20 protein-coding genes are annotated in these 22,489 nt (G+C 58.9%); 18 read left to right on the top strand and 2 right to left on the bottom strand.

The window, feature by feature from the left end; translation table 11 throughout:
• Positions 1-42: 42 nt before the first annotated feature.
• Positions 43-1,215, bottom strand: a complete 1,173-nt coding sequence (locus ACK4FF_RS09980; protein ID WP_409708282.1) for a porin — start codon at positions 1,213-1,215, stop codon at positions 43-45.
• Between the two features lie 234 nt (positions 1,216-1,449).
• Here ACK4FF_RS09980 and urtA point away from each other — a divergent pair, with 234 nt between their 5' ends.
• The 13 genes from urtA (at position 1,450) to ACK4FF_RS09915 (ending at position 12,884) form a co-directional block, all read left to right on the top strand.
• The gene (urtA, locus tag ACK4FF_RS09975) at positions 1,450-2,730 is read left to right on the top strand and encodes an urea ABC transporter substrate-binding protein (RefSeq protein ID WP_409708279.1); all 1,281 of its coding nucleotides are present in this window, start codon (positions 1,450-1,452) and stop codon (positions 2,728-2,730) included.
• Between the two features lie 69 nt (positions 2,731-2,799).
• Positions 2,800-4,464, top strand: a complete 1,665-nt coding sequence (gene urtB, locus ACK4FF_RS09970) for an urea ABC transporter permease subunit UrtB (RefSeq protein ID WP_409708276.1) — start codon at positions 2,800-2,802, stop codon at positions 4,462-4,464.
• Positions 4,461-5,597, top strand: a complete 1,137-nt coding sequence (gene urtC, locus ACK4FF_RS09965; RefSeq protein ID WP_409708273.1) for an urea ABC transporter permease subunit UrtC — start codon at positions 4,461-4,463, stop codon at positions 5,595-5,597. Before urtB ends, urtC begins: the two co-directional genes overlap by 4 nt.
• Positions 5,594-6,400 (top strand): urea ABC transporter ATP-binding protein UrtD, encoded by an 807-nt coding sequence (gene urtD, locus ACK4FF_RS09960; RefSeq protein WP_409708270.1) that lies wholly within the window; start codon positions 5,594-5,596, stop codon positions 6,398-6,400. Before urtC ends, urtD begins: the two co-directional genes overlap by 4 nt.
• Positions 6,397-7,092, top strand: coding sequence for an urea ABC transporter ATP-binding subunit UrtE (gene urtE / locus ACK4FF_RS09955; RefSeq protein WP_409708267.1), 696 nt, complete (start codon positions 6,397-6,399; stop codon positions 7,090-7,092). Before urtD ends, urtE begins: the two co-directional genes overlap by 4 nt.
• A 17-nt stretch (positions 7,093-7,109) precedes the next feature.
• Positions 7,110-7,985 (top strand): urease accessory protein UreD, encoded by an 876-nt coding sequence (locus ACK4FF_RS09950; RefSeq protein ID WP_409708263.1) that lies wholly within the window; start codon positions 7,110-7,112, stop codon positions 7,983-7,985.
• A gap of 42 nt (positions 7,986-8,027) precedes the next feature.
• A complete protein-coding gene (locus ACK4FF_RS09945; RefSeq protein WP_409708260.1) occupies positions 8,028-8,330 on the top strand; it encodes an urease subunit gamma in 303 nt (100 codons plus the stop codon).
• 10 nt (positions 8,331-8,340) lie between these two features.
• Positions 8,341-8,691: an urease subunit beta gene (locus ACK4FF_RS09940; RefSeq protein WP_409708258.1), complete on the top strand. Its 351-nt coding sequence runs from the start codon at positions 8,341-8,343 to the stop codon at positions 8,689-8,691.
• A gap of 16 nt (positions 8,692-8,707) precedes the next feature.
• Positions 8,708-10,414, top strand: coding sequence for an urease subunit alpha (gene ureC / locus ACK4FF_RS09935; protein WP_409708255.1), 1,707 nt, complete (start codon positions 8,708-8,710; stop codon positions 10,412-10,414).
• Positions 10,415-10,423: 9 nt separating this feature from the next.
• A complete protein-coding gene (gene ureE / locus ACK4FF_RS09930) occupies positions 10,424-10,891 on the top strand; it encodes an urease accessory protein UreE (protein ID WP_409708252.1) in 468 nt (155 codons plus the stop codon).
• Positions 10,851-11,567 carry an urease accessory protein UreF gene (locus tag ACK4FF_RS09925; RefSeq protein ID WP_409708249.1) on the top strand — a complete coding sequence of 239 codons (717 nt, stop codon included), beginning with the start codon at positions 10,851-10,853 and terminating at the stop codon, positions 11,565-11,567. Before ureE ends, ACK4FF_RS09925 begins: the two co-directional genes overlap by 41 nt.
• 22 nt (positions 11,568-11,589) lie before the next feature.
• Positions 11,590-12,240 (top strand): urease accessory protein UreG, encoded by a 651-nt coding sequence (gene ureG, locus ACK4FF_RS09920; protein ID WP_409708246.1) that lies wholly within the window; start codon positions 11,590-11,592, stop codon positions 12,238-12,240.
• A gap of 17 nt (positions 12,241-12,257) precedes the next feature.
• The gene (locus tag ACK4FF_RS09915; RefSeq protein ID WP_409708243.1) at positions 12,258-12,884 is read left to right on the top strand and encodes a HupE/UreJ family protein; all 627 of its coding nucleotides are present in this window, start codon (positions 12,258-12,260) and stop codon (positions 12,882-12,884) included.
• On the opposite strand, the gene ACK4FF_RS09910 is transcribed toward ACK4FF_RS09915, so the two are convergent.
• Positions 12,827-13,354, bottom strand: a complete 528-nt coding sequence (locus ACK4FF_RS09910) for an acyl-CoA thioesterase (protein ID WP_409708240.1) — start codon at positions 13,352-13,354, stop codon at positions 12,827-12,829. The genes ACK4FF_RS09915 and ACK4FF_RS09910 overlap by 58 nt on opposite strands.
• A 113-nt stretch (positions 13,355-13,467) precedes the next feature.
• On the opposite strand from ACK4FF_RS09910, the gene ACK4FF_RS09905 reads away from it, so the two are divergent.
• From ACK4FF_RS09905 to ACK4FF_RS09885, 5 genes are all read left to right on the top strand, one after another.
• Positions 13,468-16,818, top strand: a complete 3,351-nt coding sequence (locus ACK4FF_RS09905; protein ID WP_409708727.1) for a glycosyltransferase — start codon at positions 13,468-13,470, stop codon at positions 16,816-16,818.
• A 3-nt stretch (positions 16,819-16,821) separates the two neighbouring features.
• Positions 16,822-17,841 (top strand): hypothetical protein, encoded by a 1,020-nt coding sequence (locus tag ACK4FF_RS09900; protein WP_409708237.1) that lies wholly within the window; start codon positions 16,822-16,824, stop codon positions 17,839-17,841.
• Entirely contained in the window at positions 17,838-18,734 is an 897-nt protein-coding gene (locus ACK4FF_RS09895) for a hypothetical protein (protein WP_409708234.1), read from the top strand. Before ACK4FF_RS09900 ends, ACK4FF_RS09895 begins: the two co-directional genes overlap by 4 nt.
• A 336-nt stretch (positions 18,735-19,070) precedes the next feature.
• On the top strand, positions 19,071-21,389 hold the full coding sequence (locus tag ACK4FF_RS09890; RefSeq protein WP_409708231.1) for a galactose oxidase-like domain-containing protein: 2,319 nt from the start codon (positions 19,071-19,073) through the stop codon (positions 21,387-21,389).
• Positions 21,386-22,318 carry a hypothetical protein gene (locus tag ACK4FF_RS09885; protein ID WP_409708228.1) on the top strand — a complete coding sequence of 311 codons (933 nt, stop codon included), beginning with the start codon at positions 21,386-21,388 and terminating at the stop codon, positions 22,316-22,318. Before ACK4FF_RS09890 ends, ACK4FF_RS09885 begins: the two co-directional genes overlap by 4 nt.
• The last annotated feature ends 171 nt before the right edge of the window (positions 22,319-22,489 follow it).

Below are 22,489 nucleotides of genomic sequence, written 5' to 3'. Positions count from 1 at the left end.
GCGGGGCTTTGGGCGCTGAACAAATCGCCGGACAAGCGTGGGTCAGTAGATGTACTGCATGCTCAAAATTACGCTGTTTTGGTCCTTCAAACCGGTTCGCTCAAGGTTTGAGTAAGTCAGCCCAAGTCGTGCATTGAAACCATCAATCACGTAGTGAGAACCGATGTCGGACTGTTTGGTGACCAACACCGCCACACCTGGGTCAGCTTCGAACTTTTGGTAGCGTACAAAGGGTTGAATTTTGCCGATCCCGACTTTTTCGGGGAACAGGAAAGCAGCGCCAAGCAGGTAAGCATCGCCAGCCACAATGCCGGTGGCTGCTTTGGTCACATCCACATTGGCTGCAGCCTGGCTGAAGGCATAGCTGTAGGTGGCGCCTTCCAGCGTCAGCACACCCGCCTTCAGCCGCTTTTCCATTAATACGTCTGCAGACATGGCGGTGTAATCGTCTTTGATCAGGTTGGTACCCACGCCATTCTTCTGGGTTTGGTAGGACACAGCCACGGTCAAAATGTCGGCAGCGCCATAGTAGGTGCTGGCGGTGAGGTAGGCGGGTGCGGGTTCAACATCCCAGAAGTGATAAGCCACGCGGGTGGCATACAGCAAACTGTCAGACTGGTTGGAGGTGGTGGCAGCCAGGCCCGCGGGCAGGTTGGATGCCTTGTTGCGGCCATCGAATGCGCCGACCGCGTAGTTCAGGTGACCGTCCATGGCGCGTCCAAAAAAAGTGGCACCGTCGTCACGCCCTGCAAATTTCGCAGGGAAGTTGGACACCAAGCCTGGGTAGGTGGCCGTGTTCAGGTAGTACGGGCCATCCATGTTGGCGCGGTCGCCGGGTGACAGGTGACGGCCCACCCACAGGTTGTAGTAAGGGCTGGGCTCAAACTGGCCATAAGCGTCCAGCACCTTGATGGTGTCAGTGCTGTCGCGGTCAAAGTTCAAGGTGCCTTTCAGGGTTTTGCTCAGTTGGCCCGAGAAAAACAGCCGGGTGCTGTCAATGTTGAAGTCCTTGGAGCGGCTTGTTCCGTTGGGGGCGCCATCCTCGGTGCTGGTGAAGCTGGCGCGCAGGCCCAGGCCCACGGTGATGGATTTGTCTTCGCCGAATGACACAGTGGCCCCGGCGTGACTGGTCAACGGTGCGCCCAGCAACAAACCGGAGACCAGCAGGCTGGCCAACGGGGAGCGGTGCTTCTTGGGAAACATGGCGTGCTTCATGAAAGTCCTCTGTGGGTTGGTTAATCCACCTCGATGGTAGGAGCCTACCGCCACTGCGCCCATACGTTCCCAAGCGTATTGGACCTACGTCACACCGCGTATTTCAAGTATTTGACGCCTACGTCTACGTCATTTGACGCAGGTGGCTCAGTCATTCCGCCCATGGTTCACCCGCGCACTCTTGCCAACAATGGAGTGGTTGTTTTTCGTTTTCCACGTTCAAGGGGTTTACCAATGAAATTCAAGAAAGTTGCTTTGAGCCTGGCCTTCTCGGCCAGCGCTGCAATGACCACCGCTGGGGCTTGGGCCGCCGACACCATCAAGGTGGGCGTGTTGCACTCTCTGTCCGGCACCATGGCCATCTCCGAAACTACCCTGAAAGACACCGTGTTGATGATGGTGGATGAGCAGAACAAGAAGGGTGGCCTGCTGGGTAAGAAGCTGGAAGCTGTGGTGGTGGACCCTGCGTCCAACTGGCCCCTGTTTGCCGAGAAAACCCGCGAACTGCTGACCAAAAACAAAGTGGATGTTATTTTCGGTTGCTGGACTTCAGTGTCCCGCAAATCCGTGTTGCCCGTGATTGAAGAGCTCAATGGCCTGTTGTTCTACCCTGTGCAGTACGAAGGGGAAGAGTCATCCAAGAACGTGTTCTACACCGGTGCGGCGCCCAACCAGCAGGCCATTCCTGCGGTGGACTACCTGATGAAACAAGGTGTGAAGCGCTGGGTGCTGGCCGGTACTGACTATGTGTACCCCCGCACCACCAACAAGATTCTTGAGGCGTACCTGAAGGCCAAAGGTGTGGGCCCTGCCGACATCATGGTGAACTACACCCCGTTTGGTCACTCCGACTGGCAGTCGATTGTGGCGGACATCAAAAAATTCGGCAGCACCGGCAAGAAAACTGCCGTGGTGTCCACCATCAACGGTGACGCCAACGTGCCTTTCTACAAAGAGCTGGGTAACCAAGGCATCACTGCGAAAAACATCCCGGTGGTGGCTTTCTCTGTCGGTGAAGAAGAGCTGTCCGGTATCGACACCAAACCGCTGGTTGGTCACCTGGCCGCATGGAACTACTTCCAGAGTGTGAGCACACCTGAGAACAAGGCGTTCATCAAACAATGGCAGGCATTCACCAAGAACCCCAAGCGCGTGACCAATGACCCCATGGAAGCCACTTACATTGGTTTCAAGATGTGGACACAGGCTGTTGAAAAAGCCAAGACCACCGAAGTGGACAAAGTGGGCGCAGCCATGATTGGCCAGAAGGTCAAGAACCTGACAGGCGGCACTGCGGTGATGGGCAAGAACCACCACTTGAGCAAGCCCGTACTGATTGGTGAAATTCAGGCCAACGGTCAGTTTGAAGTGGTGTCCGAGTCCAAGGTCATTGAAGGGGACGCATGGTCCGACTTCCTGCCCGGCTCCAAAGACATCATTGCCGACTGGACAGCGCCCATCAACTGCGGCAACTACAACACTGTCACGAAGAAGTGCTCTGGCCAAAAGTATTGATGGCTTGATGCAATGCACCGGGGGCTGCTGGGCAGCCCCCTGATTCACCTCAGATTCAGGACGCTTATTGTGAAACCCGTCGCCACGGCCCGCAGCTACCCCACCGCACGGGCACGCCTCACCTTCCTGATGCTGTCATGCCTCACCGTGCTGCTGTTGTGGCATTGGTCGGCTGCACAGGCACAAACACCCTCCGAACAGACCACGCTGCCAAGTACACCAGCAGGCTCGCCCTTAGTGGCTTTGAGCCGAGCGGAGCTGGCTGACACACCCGATATCCTGTCCGCGCTTGAGAAAAGCGCAGACCCCTTGGCCCTGCCTGTGTTTGAGGCGCTGAACAACGGGGTGCTGTACGCCGACCCTCAAGCGGGCCTGCTGTACGTTCAGGGCGACACCGCCTACACGCCAATAGCACAAGGGCAGAACATTGCCCTGGATGCGGCGGACCACTTGAACAAAGTTCGGGTGAACAACGCCATTCGTTCCTTTCTTGAAGGCGCCATGGCCCGGGTACAAATTCGCGCCAGCGATTCCACGGTGCGGCTTAAGGCGGTGGTGTCCTTGCTGGAGAACCTGACCCCCGAAACTGTTGAGGCCATTCAAGCGGTGCGCCTGAATGAAAAGTCGCCCAAGGTTCAGGTGGTGATGGACACTGCAATTGCCATGGGGCGCGCACAGTACTCGGACAACCCGCTGCTGCGTGTCGAAGCCGTTCGCAAGCTGGGCTCGGCGCAGTACCCAGCCGTTCGCAACCTGCTGAACAACATGCTGGCCAATGAAACCGAACCCAAGCTGCGCGAGGCGCTGTTTCATTCCCTGGAACAAATGGCGTTTCGCGCCAAGCTGTACAGCCTGCTTGACCAACTGCTGTTTGGCTTAAGCCTGGGGTCGGTGCTTTTGTTGGCCGCCATTGGCCTGGCCATCACCTTCGGCGTGATGGGCGTGATCAACATGGCCCACGGCGAGATGATGATGCTGGGGGCATACACCACCTACGTGGTGCAATTGTGGATGCCCAATTCGATTGATCTTTCACTGTGGTTGGCCATTCCGCTGGCCTTTGTGGTGGCCGGTGCGGTGGGTGTACTAATTGAGCGTTTGGTGATTCGCCACCTGCATGGCCGCCCCTTGGAAACTTTGCTGGCCACCTTTGGCATCAGCCTGATTCTGCAACAGGCGGTGCGCACCATTTTCTCCCCCTTGAACAGGCAGGTGTCACAACCCGCGTGGATGAGTGGCTCGGTTGAAATCAACCCGGAGCTGTCCATCACCCTGAACCGCCTTTACATCTTTTTATTCGCCTTGTTGGTGTATTTCGTGTTGCAACTCATTCTGAAGAAAACCAACCTCGGCCTGAATGTTCGGGCTGTGTCGCAAAACCGGAACATGGCCAAGTCCATGGGCATACGCACCGCCCGGGTCGATGCGATGACCTTTGGGCTCGGGTCGGGCATTGCCGGTATCGCCGGCGTGGCCTTGAGCCAACTGACCAACGTCGGGCCTAACCTGGGCCAAAGCTACATCATCGATTCATTCATGGTGGTGGTGTTTGGTGGAGTGGGCAACCTGTTGGGTACCTTGGTTGCCGCGTTCTCGCTGGGAGTGGCCAACAAGTTCCTTGAGCCCGTCACTGGTGCGGTGCTGGCCAGCATACTGGTGTTGGTGTTCCTGATTCTTTTCATTCAGAAACGGCCCAAAGGCCTGTTTCCCCAGAAGGGGAGGGCTGCTGAATGAGCGCCATGACCTCCGCTTTGCGTCAACTGGTGGCGGGTCGAAACGCCACCACCAGTGGGGTTGTCGCAGCCTTGCTGATTGTCACGGTGCTGGCGTCCTTGTCCAATCTGCTGGTGCCCGAAGGCTCGGTGCTGCACGTCAGTACTTACACCATCACCCTGCTGGGCAAGTACCTGTGCTACGCCATGCTGGCCATGGCGGTGGATGTGGTGTGGGGTTATTGCGGCATTCTCAGCCTAGGCCATGGCGCGTTTTTCGCGCTCGGCGGCTACGGCATGGGCATGTACCTCATGCGCCAGATCGGTGAGCGTGGTGTGTATGGCAATGCGCTGCTGCCCGACTTCATGGTGTTTCTGGACTGGAAGGAATTGCCTTGGTACTGGTGGGGCATGGACCACTTTGCGTTTGCCATGCTGATGGCCCTGCTGGTGCCCGGCCTGCTGGCCTTTGTGTTCGGCTGGCTGGCATTCAGGTCGAGGGTCACAGGGGTGTACCTGTCCATCATGACGCAGGCCTTGACTTATGCACTGTTGCTCGCATTTTTTCGCAACGAAATGGGGTTTGGTGGCAACAACGGCCTGACCGACTTCAAAGAGTTGCTGGGTTTTGACTTGAAAGCGGACACCACTCGTGTGGCCTTGTTTGCCATTACTGCGCTGTTCCTGGTGCTGGTGTTCCTGTGCAGCCAGGCCATCATGAAAAGCCGTTACGGCAAAGTGGTGATGGCCATTCGTGATGGCGAGGCCAGGGTCCGCTTTCTTGGTTACCGGACAGACCATTACAAGCTTTGGCTGTTCGTTTACTCTGCCCTGATCGCCGCGTTGGCGGGTGCCCTCTATGTTCCGCAGGTCGGCATCATCAATCCCGGTGAGTTCTCTCCGCTCAACTCGATTGAAGTGGTGATTTGGGTGGCGGTGGGCGGGCGCGGCACCCTGTATGGGGCCGTCGCCGGCGCCTTGCTGGTCAATTACGCCAAAACGCGGTTCACCGCACTGATGCCCGAGGCTTGGCTGTTCGCCTTGGGTGCCCTGTTTGTGCTGGTCACCCTGTACCTGCCCAAAGGCTTGGTCGGTTTGCTGGGGCAGATTCGCGCCGCCCGGCAGGCCCGTGCATCGCAGGAGGCTTCCGCATGAAAAAAATCAACCTTAACCCACTGACGCTGTCACCGAAAACACCCATCCCCGATGTGTCCCATGAATTGATTCTCTACGTGGAAGGGCTCAGTGTCAGCTTCGATGGTTTCAAGGCCATCAACGATTTGAACCTGTACATCAAACAAGGCGAACTGCGCTGCTTGATCGGGGCCAATGGCGCGGGCAAAACCACACTGATGGACATCATCACCGGCAAAACCAAGCCTGATGTGGGCAACGTGTATTTTGGCCAGAACATCAACCTGCTGGAGCGGACCGAACCTGAAATCGCCCAGTTGGGCATTGGCCGAAAATTCCAGAAGCCCACCGTGTTTGAAGCACACACCGTGCTGGACAACCTGGAAATGAGCCTGAAGGCCAACAAGGGCATCTGGCATGGCCTGTTTGCACGGCTGACTTCCGAGCAACGCGACCGCATGGCCCATGTGCTTGCGCAGATTGGCTTGACCCAACAGGCCGACATGCTGGCGGGGGCGTTGTCCCATGGCCAAAAACAATGGCTGGAAATTGGCATGTTGCTGGTGTCCGATCCTCAATTGTTGTTGATCGATGAACCTGTCGCCGGCATGACCGCCCAGGAAACCGAGCACACCGCAGCGCTGCTGAACAGCCTGGCGGGCGAGCGCACCGTGATTGTGGTGGAGCACGACATGGAGTTTGTACGCAGCATTGCGCGCACCGTCACGGTGCTTCATCAAGGCACGGTCCTTGCTGAAGGAACCATGGACCAGATTCAAAAGAACAAGGACGTGATTGAGGTGTACTTGGGAGAACCGGCATGATTCGGGTCAGTCAACTCAGCCAGAAGTATGGCGGCACCCAGATTCTGTGGGACTTGGACCTCAGCATCGAGCCCGGCAGTTGCACCTGCATCATGGGGCGCAATGGCGTGGGTAAAACCACCTTGCTCAAATGCCTGATGGGTTTGCTGCCCGTTCATTCGGGCCGCATTGAACTGAACGGACAAGCCATTGAAGGCACCGCTGCCGAGCAGCGCCCCTATCAAGGCATCGGATACGTGCCCCAAGGTCGGGAAATTTTTCCGCTGTTGACGGTGGAAGAAAACCTGCGTTTGGGCCTGCCCGTGCGCAAGGACAAAACCCGCAGCATTCCCGACCGAATTTTTGAATTGTTTCCCGTGCTGGGCGACATGCTGCACAGGCGCGGCGGGGACTTGTCCGGCGGGCAACAGCAGCAGTTGGCCATCGGCCGTGCCTTGGTGATGGACCCCAAAGTGCTGATACTCGATGAGCCCAATGAGGGCATTCAACCCAACATCGTGAAACAGATTGGTGACGTGATTCTCAAGCTGAACGAGGAAGAGGGCATGACGGTGATTCTGGTTGAACAGAAACTCGGCTTTGCACGGCGAGTGGGCAAGGAATTCCGTTTGATGGAAAAGGGCCGGGTGGTGGCCAGTGGCCTGATGCCCGACCTGACGGATGCATTGATTGCCAAACACCTGGCGGTGTAAACACAGTTTCCCGACACATGAACGCACCACGGGACTTTCCCCTGCACACCCCCACCAGTTGGCCAGCCAGCCTGGACATTCAGGTGGACCGCAGCCCCCGTGGCAGCAGGCTGGCCCATTGGGCCCACACTGGGCCACTTTACCTTCAGAAGGCCTTTCATCCCGAAGGGCCAGACTGTGCCCACCTGTACTTGTTGCATCCGCCCGGTGGCCTGGTCAGTGGAGACCGCCTGCGCGTGAATGTGCAGGTGGACACCCAAGCCCATGCCTTGCTCACCACCCCGGGGGCGGGGCGTGTTTACAGGGCCCGGCCGGACCGAAGCCTTCAAGTGCAGGACAACCGCCTTGAGGTGGGGCCCGAGGCCACGCTGGAATGGTTGCCCCTGGAAACCATTGTGTATCCGGACGCCCACGCAGGCCTGAACACCTCGGTGAATCTGCAGGCCGGTTCACGCATCATGTTGTGGGACATTTTGTCTTTGGGCCTGCCGGCCAATGGCCGAGTGTTTGACCAAGGCGAGTTTCTGCAAACCCTCGATGTGCACCACCTTGGTGAATTGGCTTTTCGTGAGCGCCTGCGGATTGATGCCTCAACCCGCCATGTGCTTGAAAAGAAGTGTGGTTTTCAGGGCATGCCTGTGTCAGCCCTGATGCTGGCAGGGCCCTTTGAGCAGGGCATCCCCGCAGAAGTGGTGGAACACCTTCGCGGCCTGTGCGCAGCCGCTGCACCCACTGAGCGCGCAGCATTCACTGAACTGGGGCAATTCGCCAGTTTGCGGGTGCTGGGCACCTGCACCAACCGGGCAAGAAAATTGCTCACACAAGGATGGAAGGCATTGCGCCCTGTGTTGACTGGCAAGCCCCCCTGCGAACCCCGCATCTGGCGAACCTGATTTCAAGGGCCTTTGGCTTCACCAGCAAGTGACGAGAGAACCATGGACTTATTGCCCAGAGAGAAAGACAAACTGCTGATCTTCACCGCGGCCCTGCTGGCTGAACGCCGGTTGGCCCGTGGGCTGAAACTCAATTACCCCGAGGCTGTGGCCTACCTGTCCATGGGCATCATGGAAGGGGCCCGGGACGGAAAAACCGTGGCTGAACTGATGAGCCATGGCCGTACCCTGCTGGGGGTGGATGATGTGATGCCCGGTGTACCCGAGCTGATTGCCGAGGTGCAGGTGGAGGCCACCTTTCCCGATGGGACCAAACTCGTCACTGTTCATCATCCCATTGTTTGAGGAGCAGGCCATGATCCCCGGAGAAGTGAAAGTGCAGCAAGGGTACATTGAACTCAATGCAGGCTTGGAAACGCGCACCGTGCGTGTTGAAAACGTGGGCGATCGACCGATTCAGGTGGGCTCGCATTACCACTTTTACGAGGTCAATCCATCGCTGCGGTTTGACCGGGCATTGGCACGCGGTTTTCGTTTGAACATTCCTTCCGGCACCGCGGTGCGTTTCGAACCGGGGCAGGGTCGCGAAGTTGAACTGGTGCCCTATCGCGGAAGCCGCACGGTCTATGGTTTTCGCGGACAGGTGATGGGCCCGTTGCATGAGCCTGACAATCCTTTGAATCTTCCCTTGCCGGTACACGGCTGACCCAGGTGCCCCGCACATGACCCAGATAGACCGCAGCAGCTATGCCCAGATGTTTGGCCCCACGACCGGGGACCGCATTCGACTGGCCGACACCGACTTGTGGATTGAGGTGGAGAAAGACTTCACAGTCTACGGCGATGAAGTGAAGTTCGGTGGTGGCAAGGTGATACGGGATGGCATGGGCCAAAGCCAGGCCAGTTGCGCAGAAGCGCTGGACCTGGTGATCACCAATGCGGTGGTGCTGGACCACTGGGGCATTGTGAAAGGCGATGTGGGTGTCAAAGACGGCCGCATCGTGGGTGTGGGTAAAGCAGGCAACCCGGACATTCAGTCCGAGGTGACCTTGGTGATTGGCCCGGGCACGGAAGTGATTGCGGGCGAGGGCAGTATTTTGACTGCGGGTGGTATTGACGCGCACATTCACTTCATCTGCCCGCAGCAAATTGATGAAGCCTTGATGAGCGGCGTCACCACCATGATTGGCGGCGGCACCGGGCCAGCCACCGGCACCAACGCCACCACCTGCACCTCGGGGCCGTGGTACCTGATGCGCATGATGCAGGCCACCGATGGCCTGCCCATGAATTTCGGTTTTCTGGGCAAGGGCAATGCAAGCCAGCCCCAAGCCTTGGTGGAGCAGATTCGCGCAGGCGCATTTGGCTTGAAACTGCATGAGGACTGGGGAACCACCCCTGCGTCCATTGATTGCTGCCTGTCGGTGGCCGACGAATACGACATTCAGGTGGCCATACACACCGACACCTTGAATGAAAGCGGTTTTGTCGATGACACCATTGCTGCGTTCAAAGGCCGTGTCATCCACACCTACCACACCGAGGGTGCAGGGGGTGGGCACGCGCCCGACATCATCAAGGCCTGTTCGCAGCCCAATGTATTGCCCTCGTCCACCAACCCCACGCGGCCCTACACCGTGAACACCGTTGATGAGCACCTGGACATGTTGATGGTGTGCCACCACCTTGACACCAACATTCCCGAAGATGTGGCGTTTGCGGATTCGCGCATCCGCAAGGAAACCATTGCAGCCGAGGACATATTTCATGACCGAGGTGCCTTCTCAATGATCTCCTCGGATTCCCAGGCCATGGGCCGGGTGGGCGAGGTGATTACCCGCACCTGGCAAACTGCACACAAAATGAAAACCCAGTTTGGCTTGCTCAAGGAAGACGAGGCCCTGGGTGCCGACAATTTCCGCGCACGCCGCTACATCGCCAAGTACACCATCAACCCGGCCATTGCGCATGGCGTGTCCGAGCAAGTCGGGTCGATTGAACCCGGCAAACTGGCCGACCTGGTGTTGTGGAAGCCTGCATTCTTCGGCGTGAAGCCTTCCATGATCATCAAGGGCGGCATGATTGCGGCGGCCCCCATGGGCGACCCTAACGCCTCTATTCCCACACCGCAACCCGTGCACTTCAGGCCCATGTTTGGCGCCTTGGGCACAGCGGCGGCGCATTGTTCGATCACCTTCACCTCGCAAGCCGCGCTGGATGACGGGCTAGCCGAACGGCTCAAGCTGGTTCGGCCTTTGGTGGCCTGCAAGAACACCCGAAACATCAGCAAGCACGACATGGTGCACAACAACTGGCTGCCCAATGTGACCGTTGACCCACAAACCTATGAGGTGCGGGCCGATGGTGAATTGTTGACTTGCGAGCCTGCACGCGTGTTGCCGATGGCCCAACTGTATTCCCTGTTTTGAAGGATGACCATGCTCGACATTTACCATCGCCTGGGCACCCATTGCCATGAACCCGTGACCGCCGTGGTCACCTTGACCCACGAGCAGCGCGAACGGGGCCGCATGCGGCTGTTCAGCCAGACTGGCGAAGAGGTTCGACTGTTTCTGGACCGTGGCCGCCCTTTGGAGGTTGGCGAGTACCTGAAATCCGAATGCGGACGTGTTGTGAAAGTGGAGGGCGCCATTGAGGATGTGGTGCAGGCCACCTGCGCCGACTGGACGGTGTTTTCCAAAGCCTGTTACCACCTCGGCAACCGCCACGTGAAAGTGGAAGTGGGTGAGCGCTGGCTGCGCATCAAGCCGGACCATGTGCTGGAAGACATGCTGAGCCAGTTGGGGCTGCAACTGAGGCCGATGCAAACGGTGTTTGTGCCTGAAAGCGGAGCCTATGCGCGGGGTGGCCACGCCCATACGCATGACCATCACCATGAGCATTGAGGGCGTACAAGTCAGCCCACTGAACCTGGTGAAGTTGATGCACCTGTGCAGTGTAAGCCTGCCAGTGGGTGCGTACTCCTTCTCTCAGGGGCTGGAATACGCCATTGAGGAAGGCTGGTTGACCGATGCGGTGCAGATACGCGAGTGGATTGAAACGCAACTGCAATTGGGCTTGGTGCATGTTGAGTTGCCAGTGTTGAGCCTGGCCATGGCTGCGGTGCAAGCCAATGATGTTGAAGCCCTGCGACGGGCCAACCGCTTGCTGCTGGCCTGCCGGGAGTCGCGTGAACTTCGCCTGGCCGATTGCGCCATGGGCGAGGCGCTGGCCCGCATGATGCCTACCTTGGGCCTGAGCAGCCTGCTGGTTCGGCGCGATGAACCCACGTTCATTGCGCTGTTTGGCCAGGCTTGTGCCCAATGGGGCATGACGGCCAGTACCGCATGCCTGGGCTACGCCTGGAGCTGGCTGGAAGGGCAGGCGTCGGCAGCCACCAAGCTGTTGCCCATGGGGCAAACCCAGTCACAGCAAATGATTGCGGCCCTGCAACCCCTGTTGCCAGGCGCTGTGGACAAGGCGCTTCAGGTGGAGGCTGGCGACATCGGTTGCTGCCTGCCGGGCATGGCCCTGTCCAGCGCCTTGCATGAAACCCAATATTCACGATTGTTCCGCTCGTGACTGATCAAACCCAGGAGGACTCATGACCAACAAACCCAAACAAACCCTGAGAGTGGGCATCGGTGGCCCGGTGGGCTCCGGCAAAACCGCACTGGTGAAGTCCCTGTGTTATGCCATGCGTGACCATTACGACATCGCCGTAGTCACCAATGACATCTACACCAAAGAAGACGCCAATTTTCTGACCCGCCACAATGCCCTGAGCGCAGACCGAATCATTGGTGTTGAAACCGGCGGGTGCCCACACACGGCCATTCGAGAAGATGCCTCCATGAACCTGGCCGCCGTGGACGAACTGATTGAGCGATTTGGTGCGCTGGATGTAGTGTTCGTTGAAAGTGGTGGCGACAACCTCAGCGCCACCTTCAGCCCCGAACTAAGCGATTTGACCTTGTATGTGATCGACGTGTCCGCAGGCGACAAAATTCCCCGCAAAGGCGGCCCCGGTATCACGAAATCGGATTTGCTGGTGATCAACAAGATTGACCTGGCCCCCATGGTGGGCGCGTCTCTGGACGTGATGGACCAAGACGCCCGCCGCATGCGCGGAGAAAAGCCCTTCATTTTCTCCAACCTGAAGGTGGCCAAGGGCCTGGACGACATCATCGCTTTCATTGTGAAAGAGGGCATGCTGCCCCAGAAAGTGATGCCCCCCGCAGAAGCGGTCATCTGAATACAGGACATATCGATATGTTTAAACACATCAACACAAAATCCGTTCAATCCACGGGGGTGGCGCTTGGCCTGTCGAGTGTGGCCAGCCTGGCGCTGGCGCACGATGGCCACCTGCATAGCCTGGCCGATACTGCGTCCACCGGTATGGCCCTGTTGTCTGGCTTGATTCACCCCGTTACCGGCCCGGACCATCTTCTCATGCTGTTGTGTGCAGGCCTGTCGCTGAAAGCGGGTGCAGCTTTCAGGCAAGGGGGCATGTATGTTCTGGCCATGTTGCTCGGTGCCTTGGTGGCCTCGGCAGGGTGGGTTGTCCCCGGCCTCGAATGGGTGCTGGCAGCCACTGTGTTGGCCGGTGGCCTGTTGTTGCTGATACATCCACAGTCAATTCGGGGCCACGCCAGTGGGCTGCTGGCTGTGGGGTTGTCAGTCGCTTTGGCGTGTCATGGTGCAGCCCACGGGCTTGAAGCGCCCGCCGTGGGTTTTAATGCGTTCATGGCCGGTATGCTGCTGGCCAGTGGCGGATTGCTGGCGGTGGGGGTCAAAGCCCGCGAATGGCTTCAACGTTCGGCCATGCCCCATTGGAATCACTGGGTGTCGGCGGCAGTGTCCGCGTCAGGGTTGTTGATGCTGGTGACCCGGTAAGCAGACAGGAACTCCGGGGGCTGTCGTTTTGGGCGCCCGGTGTTCATGTCGATACACACCCACTGGGTGCTGCCTGTTGCAATGGTGGCCAAGTCGCTGGCCCGCACAAAGTGGTACTGCCGCAGCATGTCGGTTTTGCCTTCGTTGCGGCTGATCCACGTGGCCACCCACAGCGTGTCCCCGGCAAAACTGGGCCTTTTGTAATGAATGTCGTGGTGCCGTGCCACGCAGCCGCTGCCCAAGGCGACAAAGTCATCAAAAGTCAGCCCCAAGTGCTTGGAATGCAGCGCTGCCACGGCTTGCATCCACACCAAGTACACCGTGTTGTTGGTGTGGCCAAATTCATCCATGTGTTCCGGGCCCACAGTCAAGCTGGCCACAAAGGGCGAAGGGCAGGGCCACAGGTCGGGGCGGTGTTCGGCATCCGCTTGGCGCGTCAGCAAGTCGGCTTTGAAAATCAGTGTGGACATCGGTGGTGAAATCAGACCTGGTACAGGCTTGCCAGTGTAGCCGGGTTACCCCGCGAACGGGGCCGCAAGGCTATACTGCCAGCACGTGACTGATCAACCCAGCCTTGCCTTCCGTGAAACTGACCGAGCGCCTGCAGCACCTGTACCAAGCCCTTGAGCTGGCCATGGCCAGCCAAACCAGCCTAGTGCCGCCCAGCAGCGCGTGTTTGATGGTGTCCTACACCCATGGGGACACGCGGGCCACCGTGCTGCATGAACATGCCCCTACGCTGAAAGCCGCCTGGGAAGCACTGCTGGGCCGGTTATTGCAGCGGCCCGATTTTGCACTGACGCCCACCCTGCTGCTGCGCCTGGACGTGGCTGCCGATGTCCGCATGACCCACTGGGGGGCCTTGAAGGCCCATTTGGGCACTATCAAACGGAATTATTTTCGTGAAGGCATCGCCTTGGACGCCCAATGCCGTCATGTGTTCATGGACATGGAGTTGGCGGGCAATGCCATGCTGTACGGCAGCAACGAGAGCGAGTTTGCCCAATTGCATGAAGGCAATTTCAACCGCTATGGCCGCCTCAAGTACGGTGCCGATTTCACCCTGGATGCGCGGGACGCCCAACCCGTCTGGCTGTTCAAAACCGTGGGTGTGGTGCTGGAACCCGGTGCATCAAAGGCCTTGCCTTTGCAGTTGGTCGGCCCACGCACGGGGAGCCGCGTGTCGGAACCCCTGGATGCTCAGTCTTGCGAGGCCTTCATCCGGCGGTCCAGCGAGTTTCTGGCTGAGCAGGTGTATGCCCCCGGTAATTCAGAAGGGGTGGCTGCTGGCCGCTTTGTTTACGGCCTCTTTCCCTGTTTCGACCGCCGTGTGCCCAGCTACAACGCTTTGCGGCATGCCAGTTCCACCTACGCCATGATTGAGGCCTGGGAGGTGACGCAAAGCGACTCCCTGAAAGAATCCATCGACGCCGCGCTGCATTACCTCACCACCGAGTTGATCAAGGTGTGCGACCTGCCCCGTGGGCCCCAAGCGGCTTTCTTGGTGGACACCGGTAATGAGATCAAACTGGGCGGCAATGCCGTGTGTATCCTGGCCCTGTGCAAGTACACCGAGCTGACCCGTGACGAACAGTACTTGCCGCTGATGCACCAGTTGGCCATGGGCATCGGCGCCATGTTGAACACCGAAACCGGGCGATTCGTGCATGTGCTGAACTATCCCGACCTGTCGGTGAAAGAGCCTTTCCGCATCATTTATTACGATGGCGAGGCCGCCTTTGCCCTGATGCGCCTGTTCAGGCTGACGCGGGTCATGTTGTATCTGCAGATTGTGGAGAAGGCGTTTGAGTATTTCATCGCCGCAGGCCATGACAACATTCACGACCATTGGCTCAGCTACTGCGTCAATGAACTGACCCGCTACCGGCCGCAACGCCGTTACTTTGAGTTTGGAATCCGCAACGTGGCGGGCCACCTGGACTTTGTGCTGGAACGCATCACCACCTTTCCAACCTTGCTTGAATTGATGATGGCGGCTGAGCAGATGCTGCAACGCCTGGCCGCCAACCCCGAGCTTGAAGACTTATTGGCCCAGGTGGATGTGGACAAGTTTTACCGCGCCATGCACCACCGCGCCAACTACCTGCTGACCGGCTATTTTTGGCCTGAGTGGGCGATGTTCTACGCCTGCCCGCACAAAGTGGACGGCAGCTTTTTCATACGCCATCACGCTTACCGGGTGCGTATTGACGATGTGGAGCACTACCTCTCAGGCTTGGTGGCTTATCGCAAATTTCTGCTTCAGCGCAAACCGGTCGTGGTGCCCGAACGCCTGCGCTACAAGCCAGCATTGGGCAGGGTGCGACAACCGCACCTGCAACCGTGGGCAGACACCGCGGTGTGTTTTCTCAACCTGAACCTGGATTTTGAAATGGCGGGTTTGGAATACGCCAGCCTGCAACGCGCTGCGCTGTTTGACCGGCACCTGAACAAGCCGGTGACCGTGCTGACCACCGCCTACAACCCGCATGCCAGTGCTGCGGTGCTGGCTTTGCGCGAGCAGGGGCGGCTTAGCGACCGAACCACCGTGGTCAATTTGTTTGACAGCGTGCAGGAGATTCCCGATGGCCTGCACACACTTGGCCTGACTGCCCGACTGGTGATTCCTGAAGGGGGTACCCAGCAGGCCGTGGCCAACAGCATAGACTTCAAGGTGCACGATGCGCAGGGCCGCTTGCTGATGTATGCGGTGCATCATGGACGCACGGGCCGACTGTCGCATGTGAACCATTTTCTGGCGGGGCGCAAAGTACGCCGCGACCGCTATGACCACCGGGGTTTTCTGAGCCAGACCCAGCACCTTGACGCTAACACCGGGGCTGTGCGCCTGGAGCAATGGTTCCGGCCCGATGGTTCTGTGGCCCTTGAGCACGAGCGTTTGGCGGGTGACCGTGGCGATGTTCTCACGCAGTGGCGCATGAAAGACCGTCATCACGCCGTGGTGGCCACCTTTGATCAAGAGGCTGACTTGCGCCAGTGGTGGCTTGAACAACTGATGATGTCTGGGCAGCGCAAGCATCACCTCCTCATGGTGGACAAAAACAAGCCGTGGTTTGAAGTGGCCTTGGAGGCCCGCACCCAGTGCGAGTCCAAAGGTTTGCAAATCGCCGTGGTGCCATGCCTTCATGCGGTGCACACTCAAAGCCTGGGCCAACCGATGAGTGCGCCGCTGCTGACCGATTACCGCGCAGTGTTGAAGGGGGCTGACCAGCTTGATGGCTTGGTGACGGCCACCCAAAGCCAGGCCGCGGACTGGAAAGCACGCAGCCCAAGCAGCCCCGTGTGTGCTGTGCCGCACCCCTACGATGCCAAGGGCACACCAGTGCCTTGGTCGGAGCGCAGCCGCTTCAAGGCCGTGGTGTTGGCCCGTCTCAACCCCGAAAAGCGAATCCACTTGGCCATCGACGCCTTCGCACTCGTGGCTGCACAGTGTCCACAAGCCAGCCTGCACATTCATGGGCGGGGTGCCTTGGACGGTGAGATTGGCCGCGCCTTGCATCAGCGCATCGAACAGCTTGGCCTGAACGGGCGGGTTCATTTGTCCGGCTGGGCCGAGCACCCCGCGGAGGTGTTTGAGCATGCTGGCTTAAGCCTGTTGACCAGTGAACGCGAAGGGTTTGCCTTGGTGGCCTTGGAGAGCCAGGCCCATGGTTGCCCGGTCATTGCCTTTGATGTGCCCTATGGCCCGCGCGACTTGATCCTTCAAGCACAGACCGGCGTGCTGTGCCCCAGCGGCGATGTGCAGGCCATGGCGCGTGCCATGGCTGCGGTGTGGGCTGATGAAGCGGCCCACAAAGCGCTGTCCAACAATGCCCGCTTGCACGCCGCCCAGTTCCGAAGTGGGGCAGTGGCCCGCAAGTGGGCGCAAGCCTTGGCGCAATGGGGCTTTCAGGGTGTTACCTTGGGGAATTGAGTCATGCAGATTCGAATAAAAAGCACCATGATGGCCTGTGCGGCCGTGTTGCTCACCCTGTGCGGCCACGCATTGGCCCAGTCGGACGCCCCGGAATGGCCCGCCTTGCCCACTTGCCAACAAGGGGTGGCCAATGGCAAGGAATGGTACAACCGGGTGTTGATTGCAGGCCCGTTTCGGCTGTTCTATGCCACTGAAGGTGAGCACGCACCGCCCGATCTGACCGATACCGATGGCAATGGTCACCCCGACCGTGTGGACGACATTGCCACACAACTGCGTGCAGCTTATTGGTTTTACACCGAGCGTTTGGGCTTGGTCTCGCCATTGAACCAGCCCCGGTATGCGAACAGCGGCGCCATTGAAATCAGGCTGCTGCGCTTGAAGTCGGGCTTGGGTTTGGCGTTTGACGAGCCCACTGGCCCCAACCCCTGGCCTGCCGGTCAAGCCGTGGGCAACAGCAAGGAAAACACTGGCGCTGCTCGCGTCTGCACCTTGAAAATCAATATGCAGTCGTCGATTCAGGCCTCGCGCGCTTCAGTGCCCGCGCATGAGTTGTTTCACCTGTTTCAGTACGGCTATTCCCCATTCAAAACCCGGTGGTACCTCGAAGGCATGGCCAGTTGGGCCGAGTCTGCTTTGGCACCGCAGCGGCCAACCATCGACACCGGCGCACCCATGGCGTGTGTGGATGCGGTGCGTTTGAGCTACCGGGCAGACCGGTTTTTTCAGCAATTGTCCGTGGGGCCCGCCGCGGGTGGCCTGGCTTTGGAACCCCCGGCGCGTGGTGATTCGGCGTGGGCAGGCAAGAAATATCTGGATGGTGCCCCAGTCTTCAAACCCGGCTTTTTGGTGAACACGGCGGCACCCCGCAAGTGGTTGACCGTGGCGGGTGAATTCGGTGAACTGAGTTCGAAGCGAGCAGGGCAGGACCCACGCCGATGGCCCGAAGACCTGCAACGCAGCACGGTGTTTGACGACGAATTGTGCCGCCTGTTTGTCGAGTCTGTGGGGCGGCCTTGACAGTCATCGGCCTGCGCTGCACCGGCTGGAACCCACAGGTGCAAGGCTTGTACCAGCAATTGCAGCCGTGCGCTGACCGCGTGGTGGTGTTGCCCGATGCCCGAACCGCAGGCCCTTGCCCGACAGGCTTGAATGTTGAGGACTGGGCGCCCGTGTTGCCTGCTTTGTTGCCAATACAGGCTGACCGCTTGCCCGCCAATTACGGATGGCGCTGCGGGGACTTGGCTTTCTATACCTTGCAGCGGCACCTTGAGCAGTTGGGTGTTCAGCCCTCGTTTTTCTGGCTGGTTGAGCCTGACGTCGCTTTCCTGATGGACCCGTTGGCGTTCTTCGCTCCATTTCAGAATTCAGACACTGATTTTCTGGCGCAGGGCATTCGGCCTTCTGACGAATCGTCCATGTGGCATGCCTCCATGTTGCCCTACGGACCGGTGATGCGGTGCCAGTTTCCCTTGGTTCGCTTGTCCCGCAGGGCTTTGGCACTGTGCCTGCTGCGTCGCAGGCAACAATTGGCCGACAGTGTTGAACCAGACAGGGATTGCCCGAACGATGAAGCCTTGGTGTGCAGCACGGTGTTCAATGCGGGCATGAGTGTGTCCACGCTGGAACAAACCCACCCGGGCTGTTTTCGGTACTTTTCCACCACGGCGGCTTACCCAGACACTCCGACATTTCGCCAGCATGCGCGTGGGCAGGTGGTCCACAGTTTGCGTGACTGGCCCGACTTCGAAAAGAAGCACTTTCTGTGGAAGGCCAAATACGTGGAACCCACCCAGTGGCCTGCGTATTTTTCACGCCGCCTCAAGGCGTGCCAACCCTGGTTAAGCCCTGCGGAATATGACCAACTTCATGCCCTGTTGCTTGCTCGGGGTTACTTGCCCAATACGGCTTAGGCTTCACGGTTTGGAATTCACGACTTGGGGTTTGCCCGCATTTGGATGGGTTTGGCCCTGTGATGTCCGATTTTCGTTACCCCGCCTGCATCTAAATTTGGCCCTCGGTGGTAAAGTTCTACAGAGCCGAAAAGGCCATACAACAACGAGGAACGACCGGCTGCAGAGTGACGCATTGAATGCGCAGGCAGACCAGGCCGACCCGAACCACGGTCTTCAAACAAAGATCGACCATCGCTTCAAGGTTATGCAGTGCCGCCCATGCGTTCAGCCAAGCTGACATGGGCGCAGCCGTTGTTCGTTCAACGGAAACAATAACCATAAAGAGGAGATGCGATGTCGATGTTCAAACTCAAAACCCTGTCGGGCTGTGTCTTGGTGGCCCTTTTGGTGTCTGCCTGTAATTCCGGCGATTCTTCAAGCCCTGCGGCCTCTGGCGGCAGTAACGTGGCCCCCAATGGCGTCATTGAGACAGTGACCGGCACTGGTGCCTCTTGTGCCGATGCAAGCACCTTGGGCTGCTTCACGTCCCCGTTTGAAGAACCGATGGTCTACCGCCGTGATGCGGCCAACGACGCCAACCCCGATGCACAGGGTGTGCCCAGCGCCGACAAATGCCTGTACGACCCCGTCACCGAGCGCCTGCGCTGCAAACCTGCAGCAGGCACCATTTCGCTGCTGCCCAATGGCGACTTCCTCTACTTCAATGCCCTGGAAGGCACAGAAGATTTCGAAACAGGCATTTTGACCGACTTCGGCACCAAAGCCATCAACGACCAGACTCGGGTGATGCGCATTCCGCAGGGCTCCAATGCAGCCACAGCGTGGACGCGCCCACGGGATGTTGGGTCCGGTGCCAACCCCAATGGCTACCCAATCACCGAGCTTATTCCCGGCTTGACCAACAAGAACACCAACGGCGCGGATGGGGCATTGTTCTGTGCCGACGTGGCCATGCTGGGTGACGGGCGCATCATGGCCGTGGGCGGCACCGCCTACTACAACGAGCCGGGCATTGACGCCTTGCCCGTGGGCCTGATTGAACTGGAAGGCCTGAAAACCAGCCGTGCCTACAACCCGAACAACAACAGTTGGGCCCAACTGGCCGACATGAACTTTGGCCGCTGGTACCCCTCGGTGGTGACCTTGGCCGACAACCGCCTGTTTGTGGCCAGTGGCGTGACCAAGCTGCTCAAACCCGTCTATCCGCAGGCCCCTGAGCAGTCGGGCCGCAACGTGGTGGTGACAGAGACTTTCACGCCGCCAGCCTTGGGCTCTACCGACAAAGGTGTTTGGAAAGCCAACGGCCCTGCCGCACAACGCACCTTGCCTTTGTACCCGCGCCTGCATCTGTTGCCCAACGGCCATGTGTACTACAACGCGGGTGGGCAATCCTTCAACCCATTTGGGCAAAGTATCGACCAACCCCTGTGGAACATTGCAGCCACCTACAACCCGGGCACGGACTCCTGGTCTGACCTGGCGTATGCGGGCCTGCCCTTCAGCTTCAGTGATGCTGGGCTTGAGTCTTTCACCAAGCTGTTCAACTACACGGCGCCCAGTGAAATTGCAAAATCACTGCAAGGCTTGCTGTCGCCCAATGTGTTGATGAAGTCCCCGGCAGCCTTGCAGGCTGCAGCCACCAAGCTGAACGCGTCCAACCCCACGGCTGTGGTGCAGAAAGTGTTGGGTAGCGGCATGCGTGGGTCGACTTTTTCCATCATGATGCCCCTGCGCCCTGATGCAGACGGCAAGTACCGCGATGCATCCTTCCTCACCGCCGGCGGTGTGTTGGCCTTGGTGGCAGCGGGTTCGCCCGGCTCCTATGTGGCGGTCAGTTCTTCACGCATCGACACCGTGAAAACCCAACCTGCGGCCACCGCCAAAGAAGGCAAAGTGGTGGATTACAACAGCGAAATCACAGGCTCATTGAATGAGCCCCGCTGGTACGGCACTGGCGTGTTGCTGCCCGATGATTCCGTGATGGTGTTTTCCGGTGCAGACCGTGATGGCGTGGTTGCCCCCGGTGTGGAAATGGCCCGCCGCACCGCAGAGCGTTTCGACCCGGTCACCAAAACCTGGACCCGAATGGCCACAGCCAATAAGCCCCGCACATACCACAACACCGCATTGCTGATGCCTGATGGCCGGGTGCTGGTGGGCGGTCACGCCCCCATTTCCACCCTGTACTTCAAGAACGTCAATTTGGCGGCCTTGGGCCTGGGGCCCAACGATGGTCGGGACCCGTCGTTTGAAATCTATTCTCCACCCTACATGAGCAGTGCAGGGCGCCCAGTGCTGGCCAGCCTGGGTGGTGGCGAGAGCGTGGCGGATGTCCCCGGTTTCAGTCAGATTCCCTTGTTCCGCCCCGGCCAAACCATGAGTGTGAACATGGCGTCCATGGGCGGTGGAACCTTGGATTCCATCACTTTGGTGCGGCACACAGTGATGACCCATTTGATCGACGCTGACCAGCGGACCGTGGTGATTCCCGCGCAGGCTGTGAATGTGGGCGATGGTTCCCTGAACTTCCGCATTCCCGACCAAATGGCCATCCTGCCCGACGGGGCTTACATGGTCTTTGTGCGTGTGAAAGACGCCCAAGGCAAACTGCTGCCGTCAGCCTCGCGCAGCTTCATGCTGAGGAAATCGTGATTGTTCGACTCACATCGGCGCTGGCTGTGGCGCTGTGTTGGCTGCCCACAGCCGTGTTCGGTCATGCCGAGCACGGCCATGGGCAAGCCGAGCCCATGGTGGACCCGAAGTTTCGCCTGCCAGCGGGCGTTCAATTGAGTGTGGCCAAGAGCAATGTGCATCAGTTTGTGGTGTCCACCGACGGCCAACGCACGGTGGAAGTGATTGATGCCAGTGGCCGCCCTTATCTGAAAATTCAAGGGGGCAAAGTGCTGGGCGATGCCAACAACCCAGCGCTGTACCGCATGGTTCAGCCAGGTGGTGGCCGTGTGCCGGAGCACCTCAAGGACGGTCGAAGTTACCGCGCACTGCACGCCAAGTGGACCGAACTTGCCCAGCAGACCGGTTATGGGTGGTACGACGCGCGCCTGGTGGATGAATCAGCCAAGCCATTTCAGCTGACACTGCGTGTGGATGGCCGCCCCATGCGCGTGCCTGTGAAGTGGGGGCACCCCAATGCCTTCAAAGGCTATTGGGAGCCCCAATTTGTGCAGGTGCCCAACTCGGCCGACTTTGAAGCCCTGCTGCCTGGGCTGACCAGCGGCACACTCAGCTTGAGGGCGACAGCCAGCCGCAAGCAGGACGTGGAGGTGTTGGACAACCAAGGCAAACCCGTGATTCGCCTGACGGACCATGGGGTGTTTGTGAACAGCCAGCATGCTTGGGCCAGCCAGTTGGGGCTTTACTATGAAACTTCGGCGGCAGCGGGGTGGGTGAAGGTGTCCGAAGGCAGCATGGTGACTTACCAGGACCCACGATTGAAAGCCCCCGAGGGCAGCCAAGGTCGGCAGCGTTTTACCTGGTCGGTGCCTGTGCGCCTCAGCCAAGCGGGCAAGCCCCCACAGTCGTATCAAATCAACGGTGTTTCCGACTGGAAACCCGCCTCTTGAGCGTCGGGGCCGATGTTGGATCGGCCCCACTCTTCACTTGAAAATCTGTGATTTTTGTCACAGCTGCATCTAAATTTTTCAGAATTTAGCACCCCAACTCTAAGGGTTTTACCTATCATGGGTGATTACTGCGGAGTGGTTCTATCGTTGCCCTCCGGATTGGTCGGCTTT

It is taken from the genome of Limnobacter sp. (assembly GCF_046297615.1).
GTDB lineage: Bacteria > Pseudomonadota > Gammaproteobacteria > Burkholderiales > Burkholderiaceae_B > Limnobacter.
This window is presented reverse-complemented; position numbering and strand designations above follow the sequence as displayed.

Bases quoted from the DNA above. Each gene is read 5' to 3' on its own strand.
- ACK4FF_RS09980 (WP_409708282.1), bottom strand. From the start codon at position 1,215: ATGAAGCACGCCATGTTTCCCAAGAAGCACCGCTCCCCGTTGGCCAGC.
- urtA (WP_409708279.1), top strand. From the start codon at position 1,450: ATGAAATTCAAGAAAGTTGCTTTGAGCCTGGCCTTCTCGGCCAGCGCT.
- urtC (WP_409708273.1), top strand. From the start codon at position 4,461: ATGAGCGCCATGACCTCCGCTTTGCGTCAACTGGTGGCGGGTCGAAAC.
- urtD (WP_409708270.1), top strand. From the start codon at position 5,594: ATGAAAAAAATCAACCTTAACCCACTGACGCTGTCACCGAAAACACCC.
- urtE (WP_409708267.1), top strand. From the start codon at position 6,397: ATGATTCGGGTCAGTCAACTCAGCCAGAAGTATGGCGGCACCCAGATT.
- ACK4FF_RS09950 (WP_409708263.1), top strand. From the start codon at position 7,110: ATGAACGCACCACGGGACTTTCCCCTGCACACCCCCACCAGTTGGCCA.
- ACK4FF_RS09945 (WP_409708260.1), top strand. From the start codon at position 8,028: ATGGACTTATTGCCCAGAGAGAAAGACAAACTGCTGATCTTCACCGCG.
- ACK4FF_RS09940 (WP_409708258.1), top strand. From the start codon at position 8,341: ATGATCCCCGGAGAAGTGAAAGTGCAGCAAGGGTACATTGAACTCAAT.
- ureC (WP_409708255.1), top strand. From the start codon at position 8,708: ATGACCCAGATAGACCGCAGCAGCTATGCCCAGATGTTTGGCCCCACG.
- ureE (WP_409708252.1), top strand. From the start codon at position 10,424: ATGCTCGACATTTACCATCGCCTGGGCACCCATTGCCATGAACCCGTG.
- ureG (WP_409708246.1), top strand. From the start codon at position 11,590: ATGACCAACAAACCCAAACAAACCCTGAGAGTGGGCATCGGTGGCCCG.
- ACK4FF_RS09915 (WP_409708243.1), top strand. From the start codon at position 12,258: ATGTTTAAACACATCAACACAAAATCCGTTCAATCCACGGGGGTGGCG.
- ACK4FF_RS09910 (WP_409708240.1), bottom strand. From the start codon at position 13,354: ATGTCCACACTGATTTTCAAAGCCGACTTGCTGACGCGCCAAGCGGAT.
- ACK4FF_RS09900 (WP_409708237.1), top strand. From the start codon at position 16,822: ATGCAGATTCGAATAAAAAGCACCATGATGGCCTGTGCGGCCGTGTTG.
- ACK4FF_RS09890 (WP_409708231.1), top strand. From the start codon at position 19,071: ATGTCGATGTTCAAACTCAAAACCCTGTCGGGCTGTGTCTTGGTGGCC.